The 14,657-nt window shown below is 40.0% G+C and carries 17 protein-coding genes and 1 tRNA gene; all 18 read right to left on the bottom strand.

Features of this window, described 5'->3' with window-relative positions; translation table 11 throughout:
- Positions 1-268: 268 nt before the first annotated feature.
- Positions 269-688, bottom strand: coding sequence for a hypothetical protein (locus P20439_RS09870; protein ID WP_008466552.1), 420 nt, complete (start codon positions 686-688; stop codon positions 269-271).
- 60 nt (positions 689-748) lie between these two features.
- Positions 749-1,153 carry a hypothetical protein gene (locus tag P20439_RS09865; protein ID WP_008466550.1) on the bottom strand — a complete coding sequence of 135 codons (405 nt, stop codon included), beginning with the start codon at positions 1,151-1,153 and terminating at the stop codon, positions 749-751.
- On the bottom strand, positions 1,153-1,353 hold the full coding sequence (locus P20439_RS09860) for an AlpA family transcriptional regulator (RefSeq protein WP_008466548.1): 201 nt from the start codon (positions 1,351-1,353) through the stop codon (positions 1,153-1,155). The genes P20439_RS09865 and P20439_RS09860 overlap by 1 nt, the downstream gene beginning before the upstream one ends.
- 123 nt (positions 1,354-1,476) lie before the next feature.
- Positions 1,477-2,436 carry a hypothetical protein gene (locus P20439_RS09855; protein ID WP_008466546.1) on the bottom strand — a complete coding sequence of 320 codons (960 nt, stop codon included), beginning with the start codon at positions 2,434-2,436 and terminating at the stop codon, positions 1,477-1,479.
- Positions 2,437-2,446: 10 nt separating this feature from the next.
- On the bottom strand, positions 2,447-3,685 hold the full coding sequence (locus tag P20439_RS09850; protein WP_008466545.1) for an integrase domain-containing protein: 1,239 nt from the start codon (positions 3,683-3,685) through the stop codon (positions 2,447-2,449).
- Between the two features lie 305 nt (positions 3,686-3,990).
- Positions 3,991-4,065, bottom strand: a tRNA-Arg gene (locus tag P20439_RS09845).
- Positions 4,066-4,139: 74 nt separating this feature from the next.
- On the bottom strand, positions 4,140-4,802 hold the full coding sequence (locus P20439_RS09840; RefSeq protein WP_008466543.1) for a FlgO family outer membrane protein: 663 nt from the start codon (positions 4,800-4,802) through the stop codon (positions 4,140-4,142).
- 8 nt (positions 4,803-4,810) lie between these two features.
- Positions 4,811-5,488 (bottom strand): FlgO family outer membrane protein, encoded by a 678-nt coding sequence (locus P20439_RS09835; protein ID WP_008466541.1) that lies wholly within the window; start codon positions 5,486-5,488, stop codon positions 4,811-4,813.
- A 12-nt stretch (positions 5,489-5,500) separates the two neighbouring features.
- Positions 5,501-6,094 carry a FlgO family outer membrane protein gene (locus tag P20439_RS09830; RefSeq protein WP_008466539.1) on the bottom strand — a complete coding sequence of 198 codons (594 nt, stop codon included), beginning with the start codon at positions 6,092-6,094 and terminating at the stop codon, positions 5,501-5,503.
- A gap of 67 nt (positions 6,095-6,161) precedes the next feature.
- Complete coding sequence (locus P20439_RS18250; RefSeq protein ID WP_008111802.1) at positions 6,162-6,323, bottom strand: SPOR domain-containing protein; 162 nt, start codon at positions 6,321-6,323, stop codon at positions 6,162-6,164.
- A 138-nt stretch (positions 6,324-6,461) separates the two neighbouring features.
- Positions 6,462-6,671 carry a hypothetical protein gene (locus P20439_RS09825; protein ID WP_008466537.1) on the bottom strand — a complete coding sequence of 70 codons (210 nt, stop codon included), beginning with the start codon at positions 6,669-6,671 and terminating at the stop codon, positions 6,462-6,464.
- A gap of 251 nt (positions 6,672-6,922) precedes the next feature.
- Positions 6,923-7,774, bottom strand: coding sequence for an SPOR domain-containing protein (locus P20439_RS09820; protein WP_008466535.1), 852 nt, complete (start codon positions 7,772-7,774; stop codon positions 6,923-6,925).
- A gap of 275 nt (positions 7,775-8,049) precedes the next feature.
- The gene (gene galU / locus P20439_RS09815) at positions 8,050-8,928 is read right to left on the bottom strand and encodes a UTP--glucose-1-phosphate uridylyltransferase GalU (protein ID WP_008466533.1); all 879 of its coding nucleotides are present in this window, start codon (positions 8,926-8,928) and stop codon (positions 8,050-8,052) included.
- Between the two features lie 17 nt (positions 8,929-8,945).
- Positions 8,946-9,797, bottom strand: a complete 852-nt coding sequence (locus P20439_RS09810; protein WP_008466531.1) for a thymidylate synthase — start codon at positions 9,795-9,797, stop codon at positions 8,946-8,948.
- Positions 9,798-9,810: 13 nt separating this feature from the next.
- Positions 9,811-10,614, bottom strand: a complete 804-nt coding sequence (gene lgt, locus P20439_RS09805; protein ID WP_008466529.1) for a prolipoprotein diacylglyceryl transferase — start codon at positions 10,612-10,614, stop codon at positions 9,811-9,813.
- Between the two features lie 12 nt (positions 10,615-10,626).
- Positions 10,627-11,436, bottom strand: a complete 810-nt coding sequence (locus P20439_RS09800) for a sulfite exporter TauE/SafE family protein (RefSeq protein WP_008466527.1) — start codon at positions 11,434-11,436, stop codon at positions 10,627-10,629.
- Between the two features lie 65 nt (positions 11,437-11,501).
- Complete coding sequence (gene ptsP, locus P20439_RS09795) at positions 11,502-13,766, bottom strand: phosphoenolpyruvate--protein phosphotransferase (RefSeq protein ID WP_008466525.1); 2,265 nt, start codon at positions 13,764-13,766, stop codon at positions 11,502-11,504.
- Between the two features lie 23 nt (positions 13,767-13,789).
- Complete coding sequence (rppH, locus tag P20439_RS09790; protein ID WP_008111786.1) at positions 13,790-14,308, bottom strand: RNA pyrophosphohydrolase; 519 nt, start codon at positions 14,306-14,308, stop codon at positions 13,790-13,792.
- Positions 14,309-14,657 lie beyond the last annotated feature (349 nt).

Genomic DNA, 14,657 nt, shown 5'->3' with positions numbered 1-14,657 from the left:
GCTACTATCCATAGCTATAACGCCTCTACTGGGGCGCATCTTCAAAAATAGCCTTTTTTCTAGGGTAAAAAACCGACTTTGAGTGCTCATATTGCTTCACCAACAAAAAGCCATAAACGACAAAGCACACAGCGATAGTATTCGCTTACATAAAAATACTGGTACATAGGTTTTTTAGGCTATTTTCTTAGGTGGGTTTCCCTTGGCTGTGATCACTGCCAAGGGATAATTCAAAGTTGATTTAATATGCTGGTGGCGCATATTTTCATTAAGCGGCCTGTTCATCAGAACGAGTAGACATTTTGCCTAATTCTTTTATGGCATCTTCAAATAAACTTTCCACCAGCCAAATTACATTACTCAGATGATCTCCAAGTAATCCACCAAACCCCTCACTATTACGCAAAGCGTCCAGCACCGTTTTAGCCTGAATTAATAGCTGCTCAAACTTCAACTGCTCTCTTGGGATTTCACCAAAATACATGTCAACACTATCCGACAGCACTTCCCCTACGCGATCACTAACTGTCCAAAGTAAGTTTGACAATGTGACTTCTGTCATTGATTTATAACCATCATTAGCAATAATAAACACTGTTAGGCTATGTACCTGACTTACTACCCTGTCAAGATAGTCAAAGTTATCCGCCGAAATGCTAGCATCATATTTCATATTGTTTGTAGTCATCGTCCTGTTCCTTTTAATTAAATTTTTAATAGCCAGTAATGGCAATACTTTAGTAATTACTTATGACAAACGATTAAAAGGCGCCAACAACTCCGCCTCTTGCTCCTTCGTCAATGCGCCAGCGTCACGCCTTGCTCGGCTCGCATTAATCTCTTTCAAAATAGCCGCTGCTATTTCTGGTGATGAAAAGCCATACCTAAGGTGAGTACCTATACCGTCTGGGTTCTCGTCACTCACTCGCGTGAATTTAAAGTCATACAGGCGCTCAAGCTCTGTAAAGTAGTTCCTACCACTGGATAGGCCAATGTTACGCAAAATATCGTTTTCTGTAGCGCCTGTGGGGTGCTGCAAAATATAAATAAAAGCGCGTTCTTTCTTAGGCTGCTTATTAGGCTTTTTTGGGCTATCATCATTAGCTGCTAAATTGGTTTGGGTGGCGGCTTTTTTGCCGCTGCCCCCTTTCATTAGGCTGCTCCTTTGACTTCATTAGCGCTTGGTAAGCTTTCCATCCACTTTTGGATATCACTAGCAAGCCAGCCCATAGCCTTAATACCTAGCTTTTTTCTAACAGGGAACTTACCCGCCTTTTCCCAGCGGTTAATCGTAGATACGCTAGCGCCAGTAATTTCCACAACATCATCTAATTTTAAAATTCTATCTGTCATCGCCTTTTACCTTCTATTTTATTGGGTCAAGGCGAATATTAAGAGGTTAAAAATAAATTTCCTGCCAGCTAACGTTAGTTAACTGTTAGCTAATCTAATGCTCTGATATTTAATAATTAAATTTTAATTTTTCTTTCTAATTGCGTCTCGGACAAGCTTTTCCATTCTTTCGTTACTTAAAGGAACGCTTTTTACTTCTCCAGTGTCTTTATCAATTCCGCAGCCCTCAGGCCAATGAGTTTTATGGTTAGAAGTAAAAGCCTTTACTACTTTTGAAGCCATTACCACACCACTTTTCAAACACTCTTTGTAATTATTTGCCAACTCGTATAGAGCGGCCTCTAGTATCTGATTACGGGTATCCTGATTCCTTTTTGCCGCACCAGGTCGTTTAACAACCTCTGAATTTACTTTATCAACCGATACAACCTGATCACGCTTCAACAAAAACACATTAATATCAGGAAATATTATATCTGGATGCGGCTCAGCATCTTTTAGGTTAAGCATGTTGGATTTATGCGTTTCATGGCAATATAACGTCCATATTTGTCCGTCTAATGAGGCAACTCTACCAATCCCGCCCATTGGCAGATCAATACCTCTCTTACTTAACTCATCATCTCCCTCACCATAAAATAGAACTTTTTTAAAACGCTCTAAGTAATAACTCCCTTCGTCCAGGGGAACTCTAAAAACGCCCTCTAACTTATAAAGCTCATCTTCTGATAAATATGAGCATTCATAATCATATGAGTGCTTAATTCGATGCCTGGGCATTCCCTCGACACTACTTACAAAAGACTTTTCAATAAGCTCATTTGGTACATACCCGACCAGCCCCCCATCCTCTCCCTTTCCATCCTCTAAAAGACGAAGCAAATCATCTAACGGGTTATACGCTTGCGGTAGTGGGCTATATGGAAAACTCCGCTTTCCACGCTTGCCGCTTAGCTCGATATATAAATCAATATCACCATTCAAATAAAGGTCGATTAGTTCAATCGCTTTTACATTTATATCTGTTTCTTTATTAGAAGAAATCAAAGCCAAAGCAGCATTAAAAGTTACAAATTCGTCCATTAGCTAATCCTTAAACTACTTTTAAATGTTGGCTACCAGTGACCGAGTAATCACCTTTGCTAGCCGCTTCAATATGATCAGACCACCAGCACATCATTTTACGTCTGCGCTCTAAATAGTCGGTTCGGTTGTAGGCTGCGCGTACTTGGTTTTTATCAGCGTGCGCTAGTGCTGCCTCAATTAAATCAGAGTCAAAACCTTGTGCGTTTAAAGTGGTACTAGCTAGTGCGCGTAAGCCGTGGGCTGTCTGTTTGCCTTGTAAGCCCATACGCCTGAGCGCTGCGCCTAATGTCTCTCGGCTTAGGTGGGTACGTGGGTTGTTATCAGAAGGGAATATAAAATCACGGTGACCGCTAATAGGTTTTAAATACTCCAGCAGTGATAACACTTGCGGGGTTAAGGGGATCGCTTGTGGCTTGCGCTTTTTCATACGCTCAGCGGGTATATTCCACACTCGATTATCAAAATCAATTTCACTCCATGCCGCCCCTGCCGCCTCTGCTGGCCTAGCCATTGTATGAAGCTGCCACTCAAACAAACATTTAGTAATAAGCTTTAAACGCGCACTGTTAACAGTTGCTAATAGCATAGGTAATTGCTCAGGGGCTACGGTAGGCATGTTCGTATGTTTAACAGTACCAAACGCTTTACCGATACTATGAAGGTGATTAGCTGGCATACGCCCTGTATTAACAGCATAGTCCATCACCTCATTAATACGCTGGCATAAGCGGCCTAACATATCGAGCTTATTAGCGGCCTCCAATGGCCTCAACGTTTCAATAGTTAGCTGTGCGGATAGCTTACTTATAGGCACTTTCCCTAGTGCGGGGTAAACATGTAACTCAAACCCCCTACGGATATTAAAAGAGTGCCGCTGACTTACCTTAGCCGTTTTAAGGTTTAGCCATTCAGTTGCTACCGCCTCAAACGTGTTCTTTGCCTCAGTTGCTTTAGTACTTTGAATTTCTTCCCTGTATTCTTTAGGGTCAATATCATTAGCAAGTAACGCCCTTGCCTCGTCACGTTTCTTTCTAGCGGCTGCTAAGGTTATCGCAGGGTAAACACCAAAACTTATCTGCGCCCGTTTTTTGATGTGCGGACGGTAGTAATTAAACAGCCACGTTTTAGAGCCATTCTTTTTTATGCGCAAGCCAAGCCCACCACCATCAGATAACAGGTATTCGCTTGCCTTTGGTTTCGCATTTTTTATCTGCGTATCGTTTAAAGGGGTTGTTGCTCTTGGCATGTTTCACTCCATTATCGAATAGGTAGCCAAACCTAAAAATGGGATACTAAAATCAAGATCCGCATTCTTCCTTTAGTTTTCATCTGCTTAATGAAATTTAAGCACTTTTAGTTACATCAAAATCAATAAATCGATTCGGTGTAACTATGAGTGTAACTAAAGATATGGAATATAGAAAGCCATCATGAACATTTAAGTTCGTTCAGGAGATACCATCAAAACCTTTAAATACAAGAGATAAGAAGGGAGGTTGACTTGATACGAGTCAATATGAACTAATATGAATTACTATGGAAAACATGAATTGGTAGCCCCTGCAGGAATCGAACCTGCAACTGCCCCTTAGGAGGGGGCCGTTATATCCATTTAACTAAGAGGCCACGTTGGGTGCTAAGTACTAAGTGTTTGGAAATTATAACGGCATCTGGTTTTTTATATCAAGCATCAAATTAAGTTAATTACTTGATAAATATATATCTTCTTTATTTAATACGTAAAGCGGTATAAATGTTCGGCTGCTGGCGGCAAGGCGCTTATTTTCAATATTTATCACGCGAGCATTAATAACAACCCCATCGGCACGGTAAATTAAAGTACCCGATAAAACATGGCTGGCTATATTCGTACCTGCAAGCTTTCGAGTGTCTCGCGTGAATGTAAAGTCACCTTGATTGTTTACGGTAATTAAATTGGCTGTTTTAAAATCAACCGCACTATAACCAAATTTTTGCAGCTGATGTATAAAGGTTTCTGATAACTGATTACCTAACTGGCTTGCTGTATTTAAACTTGAGTCTAAATCAACGAACGAAGTAACCGCAATCGCTGCATCTTGCGGGGCTACTTGCATGGTGTCGGTTAAATCAAGTGCCATTTGCTCTACGTAGTTAACTAAACTTTTATGGTGCTTGTTTGGGTTAAATTGCGTTGTATCAGCATATTGTTCTTGCTCGTCATTGCGCTGCATTTGCGCCATGATCTGATTAAAATCAAGATCACTAACGACCGTTTGCTCAGACTCAGCTTTAGGTGCCCCACCCATTAAATTACAACCTGAAATAAATATTGATAACGCACTTATGCTAATTAAAGCTGAGCGTTTAGCTAAGTTAACCATGGTAAACCTCACTTACTCGCTTGTTTTAGCATGATGCCATCAGCACTGTTGCTGCTATTTAGCGCATCAATAACTGATTGCGGAATAAAGCCCTGTGCAGAGCCTACAACCGCTTTACTCGCTAAGCCAACAATTCGTGCATTTACTAATATACCGCCTTGGTGGTTTACTAGCGTGCCGGCTAATACGTAACTAAAGTTTTGTTCTTGGTTAAGCTCTAAGTAGTCGCGGCTAAAAACAAAATCGCCACCAGGGGTTACACGCATATAATCGGTGGTTTTAAAATCAATGACCGGCACACCAAAATTATGCAGCTCATGCATAAAGCTCTCTGCGATTTGGTTACCCACTAAGTCAGCATTGTTGTAGTCTCGGTCTAAAAAAACAAAGCTTGATACCGCCAATGGTGTTTTAGTATTTACGTACTGTAAGTTTTCAGCCATGTCTTGCATGATGCCACGCACATAATGATTAATATTTTTACGGGTTGGCGTATTTACTTGTTTGTTTTTATTCATCACTGCGGCTTTATTTTGATAAAGCGAATCAGTATTTGTTGGTGCAGCTACAGGGCGTTGCTCAAAAAACATAGGCGCATCGTCGGTAATTTGAGTGTCACTATGGTTTGTCATTTGTGAACAACCAAAGCCCAGTGGCAAACATAAAGTTAATAGTAGGCGTTTCATGTGTGCTCCTAATTAATATTCACTGCGGTAAATATAGTCACCGCGCTGCTGTATTTTTTCATTACTCCACATCACATTGATGGGAATTTCAGTACTGCCGGCAGATACAATCTGATTAGTTTGCATATTTACCATGCGAGCATTAACAATATAAGCATGTTCTTGACGGGTTAAAGTACCAGTGATCACAAAGTCAATAATCTGACGCTGCTTTAAGTTACTGGTGCTGCGACTTAACACTGAATCAGCACTCGCTGATAAGTTAAGCTGGTTTTCAAGCCGATATTCAACCGTGTTGTACCCTAACTGAGTAAATTGGGTTATTAAGCTTTCTTGAACTTGCTGACTAAGCCCTGATCCCTGCCCTTGAGCAATTTGTGAATCCAAAGCATTGGCTAAATAAAAGCTGCTGACCGCGATTGAAGCGGTGCTTTTAAAAGGCTCTTTGATATGGCTAAGCTGGGCACTCAAGCTATTTACGTACTGGTTGAGCGTATAAGGTGCCATGACCGCTTTAGGCGCATCAGTGCTTATACTTGGCTTTGGCTGGGGTGTTAAGCTACAGCCCGCTAAATTTAATAATAGTAAGGGTAACAAAAGGCGCATGGTTGCCATCCTCTAAAAACATAATAGTTACAAAGCAATTATTATGCCTAATACCCCAGATGCATATTTATTTTAATGGCTGTTGGGTGTAATGGCTCACAATGCAGTTGATTTGGCGCTGTTTAAGTTTATCGCAATCGGCAGCGGCATTCGCTTGATTTTGATAAGCCCCAAGCTTTAAACGGTAGTAAGTCATGCCACTCACGTTAATAGTTTCTACATTCGCCACAAATTCGCCCTGAAATAACGAAGATGCACTGGCCTTTATTTGATTTAAACTTTGGCTAAATCATTTTTACCTATAAACGTTACAATATTCAAAAAAGCATGTCATACGATTATTTCTTGGATGGGTTTAAACTAATAATTACTTTGATTTTTCTAAAGCTGAACTTGAAGTTATCTCACCAGCTTTTGAGGTTGGTTGAAGCTTATTGACTTTACTTTGGTTTGGATTCTGCTTTGCAGCAACTTTTAATCGGTGTATCAATAACTTTAAATCTTGTTCAATTACTAACAAACGGTCAACCCCAACTTTAGCAGCTTTCCACTGTAGTGAAGACACTTTTAACTGCATTAACTCCTCGCTTGAGAGGTTTAATCGCTGTTGTTTAGATGCTACCTGCGAAGACTTATCAATATTTTCTGTGCTAGTGCAGACTGTTAAAGTGAAGGAAAGTACACAGACTAACAACAATGAAAAGTTTTTGTAGGGGTTTTTATGTTGCATACTAAAGCAGACACTCTTATGTGTAGGTATAATTTCATTAGCCTCTTCTGATATATATTAATATTAGAGGAGGCTAATTAAAAATTGAAATTACAATTTTATAATCTGATTGGTTTATCCGTATAATTACTCACAAAGCAATCAACTTTATAAAATTTAAACACTTCACAATCATCCTCGGCGCTCTTAAAGTTATAGTATTCACCTAACTTTAATCGGTAATAGGTTTTATTATTGACCTTAGCTTTTTCCACGTTAGTAGTAATTTTATCTCTGAATAGAGGCGCCGCTTTTCTATTAATTTTCTTCCACTGCTTAGCAACACTCTCTTCTGAATCAAGCGACGCTACCTGCAAAGCAAATACCTTTTTATTAGTATCAACCATTGCCACTTTTGTTGCCTTCGATATTTTAGAAGCGACCTTTTTATTCATCCTTGGATTAATAGCTTTCACTGGCGAACGAACAGAGCGGTTACTGTAGCTTTTTGGAGGGGCTGTAATCATTTTTTTAGGCACACTTGCATAGCGACTGTTGTATCGCTGATTTTGTAGAGCGTCCCTATTAGTTGGTTTTGCGTAGCGATTACTATATCTTTGCCTTGGGCGCTCAACTTTATCTGACGTGCTTGCGTAGTTATTACCATACCTGAGGTTTGGCGATGTATTAGCCTTAATTGATGAGCGTGCATAGCGATTGCTAACAGCCTGATTTGATTGCGCAATTGCTTTAGTATTAATAATATCTAAATTATCAACTAAATATGTAAGCTCGCGTTCTAGCTTTAATAGCCGCTCAATACCAGAGCGCGCCTGTTGCCATTGCAAGGCGGCATCCTTTAGTTGTGCAAGCTCAAGTGCGGTAATGGTTACATATTCGGGCGAGTCTTTAACTTGTTCATTTAACGATGTTTTATCAGGCGATATTGTACAGCCACTCCCTATTAACATAAGTAAAGCTATAACTAGATATCGGTGATACTTTATGCTGTATTCACACATTGATTGTTTCTCTTTCAACAGTTTAGACCACTAAATTGAGCCAATTTGCGATTGGCTTAATAAAGCACGTTAACTACAAAACAACTTGGGTTAACATAAATATTACAACACAAACCCAGATCTGTCTGTATAACTGCAAAAATAGTTATAGTTAAAATTATGTAAAAGTGATTTTACAATCAAAAAAAGCGCCATATAGACGCTTAAAATAATGATAAGTTTATTTAGATTAATGTTTTAATGAAGGTTTTAAGCTCATCAGCAAATTCATCACGGCGCAAAGCAAACTCTATCGTCGCCTTCAAATAACCAACTTTGCTGCCACAGTCATGGCTTCGGCCTTTAATAGCATAAGCGTCTACTTTTTCGTCTTGCATAAGCATAGCTATTGCATCTGTTAGCTGAATTTCATCACCGGCACCTTGAGGAGTTTTAGCCAGTAATGGCCAAATATTTTCACTCAACACGTAACGACCAACAACGGCAAGGTTTGAAGGCGCTTCGTCAACAGCTGGCTTTTCTACCATGCTCTTAATGGGTGAGCTTTCACCTTGGTTTAACTCAATGTCACCTAAATCCACAACACCAAATTTATCTACGTCATTTTTAGGAACTGGCTCAACCATAATTTGACTGTGTTTAGTTTGCTCAAAGCGAGTAATCATTTCAGCTAAGTTGTCTTTTGTTAGGTCACTTTCCACATCATCAATAATAACGTCAGGTAAAATAACCACAAAAGGTTCATTGCCAATAATAGGGGCGGCACAGTTAATAGCATGGCCTAGGCCTTTTGCTTCACCTTGACGTACATGAATAATGGTCACATCTTTAGGGCAAATAGACTGTATTTCGGCAAGTAATTGCCGCTTTACACGTTTCTCTAACGTTGCCTCTAGTTCAAAGCTGGTATCAAAATGGTTTTCAATCGAGTTTTTACTCGAATGCGTTACTAGCACTATCTCTTTAATACCAGCGGCAACCGCTTCGCTAACAACGTATTGAATGAGTGGACGGTCTACAACGGGCAGCATTTCTTTTGGAATTGCTTTAGTTGCCGGTAACATACGTGTTCCAAGGCCGGCTACGGGGATCACTGCTTTCATTATGCTCTCCTTATTTTTTAAACTGAAAATGGGTATTGAATAGCCTCATGGCATTGATAACCAACCACCTCAAAATCATCACGTGTTACCCATGTTTCTATATCTTCGAGTGACTTAATCTCTGGATTAATTTTTAATTGAGGAGAAGCAAATGGCTCGCGCTTTAATTGCACATCTCGCATTAAATCTAGCTGATTTTCGTAAATATGGGCATTGGTGATTTTATGATATGCCTTACCGGCTTTGTGGCCAGTAATTTGTGCAACCAGTGCCAAAAAAACAAAACATTGAATTTGATTAAAGTTTAGCCCTAGCGGCACATCACAACTTCGTTGGTACGAGGTTAAATACAGGGTATCGCCTAGTAATGAAAAGGTATGCGTATGCATACATGGGCGCAAGCAGCCAAGCTCAAACTCACCTGGATTGTAAAAGGTAATAATTTCACCGCGATCATCAATGCCATTTTTTAAATTATTGATGACCTTTGCAAGTTGATCCAGTGTTGAACCATCAGGGCGTTGCCAGCCTCGTCCTTGCACGCCATAAACGCGCCCCATATCATCCTCACCTTTGCGGTTAGGATTATTGAGCCACGCATTATTTTCATTGGCGTTGGCATCCCAGGTTTTACAACCTATATTACGAAACTGTTCAGCACTGTCGTACCCTCTTAAATAACCTAACAATTCGGCAATCGCCGCTTTGTAATAGCTCTTTCGAGTCGTGATCATAGGAAACTGATTATTAGCCACATCGTATTCTAAATCAGCGTTTATAACCGTTAAACAACGCGTGCCAGTGCGTTTATTTTCAACCCACTGTCCTTGGTCAACAATGCGCTGACATAATTCTAAATATTGTTTCATCTAACTTCTTCTTTTAAACTTTTGCCGCTGTTTGCGATTGTGGTTGTTTATACGCCCAAATAAGTAAGCCTAACCCGCCAATTATCATAGGTAACGATAGAATTTGCCCCATTGAAATAAAGTCGGCAAATAACCCCAATTGCGCATCGGGTTGGCGAAAATACTCAATACAAAATCTAAATACGCCATAGCCTAATAAAAATACACCCGATACACTTCCTGCAGGGCGTGGCCGTTTAATAAACCATAATAATATGACAAACAATACAAAGCCTTCAAAGAAAGCTTCATAAAGTTGTGATGGGTGACGAGCAAGCGGGCCTCCGGTTGGGAATACCATAGCCCATGGTACATCGGTAGTACGGCCCCATAATTCACCATTAATAAAGTTACCAATACGCCCGGCAAGTAAACCAACAGGCACTAAAGGTGCTACAAAATCGCCAACTTGTAATAAGGATTTTTTACGTGTCCAAGCAAAAATAGCAACAGCAGTGATCACCCCAAGTGTACCGCCATGAAACGACATGCCACCTTGATCGATTCTAAATAAATATAAGGGGTTTTCAATGAAATAGCTAAATTGATAAAACAGAACATAACCAATACGCCCACCTAATATAACGCCCAGCATGCCATAAAAGAGTAAATCACTGACTTCGTCTTTAGTCCAACCCGAACCCGGTTTTTTCGCTTGACGATTAGCAAACCACATCGCAAACGCAAAACCAATTAAGTACATTAACCCATACCAACGAACGCTAAGTGGTCCAACAGAAAATATTATTGGATCAATTTGAGGAAATTCCAGTGCCATAAAAATAAACCTTTAGCTAAAAACCATTTTAATAGCGATGAAAACCAGTAACATCGCGAAAACTTTCTTAATTGTATTTACAGGTAAGTAGTGCGTTGCCTTAGCCCCAATTGGTGCTATAAACCATGAGGTAACAACAATCCCAAATAAAGCGGGTAAATATACAAACCCCATAAAACCATGCGCTAAGTCAGTTACTTGCCAACCAGCGCTGATGTAACCAATAGAACCAAAAAAAGCAATTACAATACCACATGCAGCAGCGCAACCAATTGCCTTTTTAATATCAACCGAAAAATAATGCAACATAGGCACGAGTAATGCGCCACCACCAATACCTATCAACCCAGACAAAGCACCCATTACCGTACTAATACTACCCAGTACAGGGCCTGTGGGCAGATGATGCTCTGCGCCCACTTTATTACGAGCAGAAAGTACCATTCTCATTGCAATAAAAACCACACTGACCGCAAACACCGTTCTTAACATTTTCTCAGGGATAAAGCTGGCAGCAAAACCACTAACCAATGCGCCAATGGCCACACCCGACATAACCCAGGGGGCAATTTTCCAAGGCACATTATCATTTTTATGATGAGCTAATGCTGAAGAGGTAGAAGTAAATAAAATTGAAGCTAAAGATGTTGCTATGGCGATAACTAACACATGATCAGCAGCGGCTACATCAAAACTAAGCAGCAAACTACTTAGCACTGGCACAATAATTAAACCACCGCCTATACCTAGTAGCCCTGCTAAAAAACCAACAACGCAACCTAATAGCGCACAACTTGCAACTAGAAGTCCTAGTTCATACATAGTTATCTCTAATACATTTAATTATATGTATATTTTAATTGATTATATAAACAATTACAGCTCTATCATTTAGGTGTATAAAATAAATTACCTAGCTGATGCTCTATCATAAAATTACGGGTTAACCGTAGTACTTGTTTAGCGTTAGGCTGTGCTAAACATTCACTTAGTAATTGTTCCATATCGCTTACATTTAAGCGTCTTAGCACCCATTTCACTTTATTTAGTGACGATAAGTTCATGCTTAAACGCCTATAACCCATAGCAATCAGTAATATTGCGCCTTCGGGGTCGCCACCAAGCTCCCCACATAAACTAAAGGGCAATTCATAGTGCTCACACTCGCTGGCAATATTATTTAATACACGCAACACGGCTGGATGGTAGGGGTTAAATAAATCGGCTACGCGTGCATTTGCTCTGTCTACGGCTAATAAATACTGAGTTAAGTCGTTACTACCCACTGAACAAAAATCGACTTTTCTAGACCACTCTGGCAGCATAAATACACTTGAAGGTACCTCAAGCATAATACCAATATCAGGCCTTTCTATTAGTTGCTCTGGAAATGCTTCGCTTAATTCATAATAAGCTTGATTAAACAGTGCCAGTGACTCTTCAACCTCATCAGTGCCACTGATCATCGGTAACATTATTTTTAAATTACCTAAGCCAATATTGGCTTTTAACATCGCTTTGAGTTGATCTAAAAAAAGCTCAGGATGATCTAAGCTAATTCTAATACCTCGCCATCCTAAAAACGGGTTTTCTTCGGTAATGTTAAAATAATCTAAAACTTTGTCGCCACCTATATCTAACGTTCGCATAACCACCGGATTAGGATAATAGCTGCTAAGTACTTCGCGGTACCACTTTTCCTGTTCTTGTTGCGAAGGAAACTGCCCCTTTTGCATAAACCACGCTTCGGTTCTGTAAAGGCCAACACCATCACAAATATGGGCACTATTTTGTTGGGTATTAAGCTCAAGCCCTGCATTAAGCAATAAACTAATATGCTCGCCGTCTAACGTGATTGCTGGCAGTGCTTGTTCTTCTAAAAATCGATTGTTAAGCAAGTTATCTTGGTATTGTAACTCGGTATACTCATCAATAAGCATTTGCGAAGGCGAAATATATAAACGCCCAGAAAAGGCATCTAAAATCATTTCTTTGCTATCAAACTGCAATAGCGGTAAATCTTCAATACCCCAAATCGCAGGCACACCCATAGCACGGGTTAAAATAGAGGCGTGGCTATTAGCTGAACCATTAATGCTCACAACCCCAGCTAAACGCTCATTGGGCACCTCTGCTAACATCGCAGGGGTTAATGTATGCGCTATTAAAATGGTGTTTTCAGGGTAGTCTTTTATTGCGTGCTCGGTATTCACTAAATGATGCAGCACCCGTAAGCCAATGTCTTTTACATCAACTGCACGCTCTTTAATGTAAGGGTCTTGCATTTCGTTAAACTGCGCAACTAAACGTTCAATCACAATTTTTAATGCACTTTTTGCACACCACCCCTCTTGCAATTGCGCTTCTACATTATGACCTAAACTTTTAGCATCTAATAATTGCTGATAAACATCAAATACAGCCAGCGCTTCTTGAGGTATGGTGTCGCTTAATGTCATCGATAAAGTACTAAACTCTTTACGGGTTGCAGCAACCGCTTGGGTGAATAAACGCCGCTGTTCATTAACATCGCTATTTTTAGTAAGCTCTATAGACTTAAAGTTAAGTTTAGGAATAACAACAAATGCTTTACCTATGCTGATCCCTGGTGCACTAGAGACGCCTTTTAATACAGACGTTTGATGGGAAGACTCATCTTGGCGCAAAACTTCTTTTATTTCGGCATGGGCTAATTGCGAAGCTAACTGCGCAGAAAGCGTTATTAAAAACGACTCTTCATCTTGAGAAAATACTCGAGCCATTTTCTGTTGCACAACAATAACGCCTAATACCTTTTTTTGATGAACAACAGGCACAGACAAAAAAGCGTTATAGCCTTCTTCGTTAACTTCTGGGGAAAGTTTGAAACGAGGATGCGATTTTGCAAAGGCAATGTTAATTGCTTCTTCACGTTGAGCAACAAGCCCTACAAGTCCTTCGGTAAAGCCAATTCTAAATTTACCCACAGCATCAGGGTTTAAACCTTCAGTGGCCATCAGTACAAAGTTGTCTTGGCTGTAATCAGCAAAATAAATGGAGCAGCACTGGGTATTCATGGCATCTTTTACCATTTTCACAAAGCACACTAACGCACCGTCTAAATTCGCTTGTTGCGAAACAGACTCAGCTATCGCTCTGAGTGTTGCCAGCATACACTGCTCCTTTTTATGTAAAACTACCTTTTATTTCGCCAGTGATCTTTTTGTTGCTCTCGCTTATTAAAGGGCATAGCAAAGGGAGCAAACTCCTTCATAACACGTCGATAAACGTCCCGTTTAAACGACACAACCTGTCTAACCGGATACCAATAACTTACCCATCGCCAATCATCAAATTCCGGATGATGGGTTTTCAGTAAGTTAACATCTTCATCTTTACAGCGCAGTTTTAGTAAAAACCATTTTTGTTTTTGCCCAATACACACCGGACTTGAATCGCGGCGGATTAATCGTTTGGGTAATTTATAGCGTAACCAATGTTTTGAGCTTGCAACTATTTCTACATCTTCTGGTCGCAAACCTACTTCTTCGTGTAATTCACGGTACATAGTTTGTTCTGGTGTTTCACCATCATCAACACCACCTTGGGGAAATTGCCAAGAATGTTGACCATAACGTCTGGCCCAAAACACTTGCCCCTGATTATTGCAAATCACAATTCCGACATTGGCACGAAAACCTTCGGCATCAATCACCTTAGTGCCTCATTTGTAAGTCGATTTTTTATGATTGTTCCACATTAGTTGCAATACGGCAAATACTATTATGCGCAAGCCTCGTGAACGCCTTCGCGCAAGGTAAATTAATGACGAAATCCGTTGCATATTAATAACAAACAGCTCTGGCATGAATTAATACATAAAAACCACACTGTTTGTGCTGGTTACTCACAGCTTGTGCATAACTTTCATAAAACACGCTCATTTAGCAAACAAATCCACAATACAAGATCAAAAAAGTGATGTTCTCCACAGAATCTGTGGATAAACATGTTTATACATCTGTATTTATCCTTACAACAATTATAGACCTTAATTAAAACTG

This window comes from Pseudoalteromonas sp. BSi20439 (assembly GCF_000241165.1).
Classification (GTDB): domain Bacteria; phylum Pseudomonadota; class Gammaproteobacteria; order Enterobacterales; family Alteromonadaceae; genus Pseudoalteromonas.
Note: the sequence above shows the minus strand (reverse complement) of the source record. Positions and strands in the feature narration are given on the sequence as shown.

What these genes read in the sequence shown, in the direction of transcription:
- lgt (WP_008466529.1), bottom strand. Translation starts at nt 10,614, where the DNA reads ATGGCACTGGAATTTCCTCAAATTGATCCAATAATATTTTCTGTTGGA.
- P20439_RS09825 (WP_008466537.1), bottom strand. Translation starts at nt 6,671, where the DNA reads ATGCAGTTAAAAGTGTCTTCACTACAGTGGAAAGCTGCTAAAGTTGGG.
- P20439_RS09850 (WP_008466545.1), bottom strand. Translation starts at nt 3,685, where the DNA reads ATGCCAAGAGCAACAACCCCTTTAAACGATACGCAGATAAAAAATGCG.
- P20439_RS09800 (WP_008466527.1), bottom strand. Translation starts at nt 11,436, where the DNA reads ATGTATGAACTAGGACTTCTAGTTGCAAGTTGTGCGCTATTAGGTTGC.
- P20439_RS09835 (WP_008466541.1), bottom strand. Translation starts at nt 5,488, where the DNA reads ATGAAACGCCTACTATTAACTTTATGTTTGCCACTGGGCTTTGGTTGT.
- P20439_RS09865 (WP_008466550.1), bottom strand. Translation starts at nt 1,153, where the DNA reads ATGAAAGGGGGCAGCGGCAAAAAAGCCGCCACCCAAACCAATTTAGCA.
- galU (WP_008466533.1), bottom strand. Translation starts at nt 8,928, where the DNA reads ATGAAAGCAGTGATCCCCGTAGCCGGCCTTGGAACACGTATGTTACCG.
- P20439_RS09810 (WP_008466531.1), bottom strand. Translation starts at nt 9,797, where the DNA reads ATGAAACAATATTTAGAATTATGTCAGCGCATTGTTGACCAAGGACAG.
- ptsP (WP_008466525.1), bottom strand. Translation starts at nt 13,766, where the DNA reads ATGCTGGCAACACTCAGAGCGATAGCTGAGTCTGTTTCGCAACAAGCG.
- P20439_RS09860 (WP_008466548.1), bottom strand. Translation starts at nt 1,353, where the DNA reads ATGACAGATAGAATTTTAAAATTAGATGATGTTGTGGAAATTACTGGC.
- P20439_RS09855 (WP_008466546.1), bottom strand. Translation starts at nt 2,436, where the DNA reads ATGGACGAATTTGTAACTTTTAATGCTGCTTTGGCTTTGATTTCTTCT.
- P20439_RS09820 (WP_008466535.1), bottom strand. Translation starts at nt 7,774, where the DNA reads ATGTTAATAGGGAGTGGCTGTACAATATCGCCTGATAAAACATCGTTA.
- P20439_RS09870 (WP_008466552.1), bottom strand. Translation starts at nt 688, where the DNA reads ATGACTACAAACAATATGAAATATGATGCTAGCATTTCGGCGGATAAC.
- P20439_RS09840 (WP_008466543.1), bottom strand. Translation starts at nt 4,802, where the DNA reads ATGGTTAACTTAGCTAAACGCTCAGCTTTAATTAGCATAAGTGCGTTA.
- P20439_RS09830 (WP_008466539.1), bottom strand. Translation starts at nt 6,094, where the DNA reads ATGCGCCTTTTGTTACCCTTACTATTATTAAATTTAGCGGGCTGTAGC.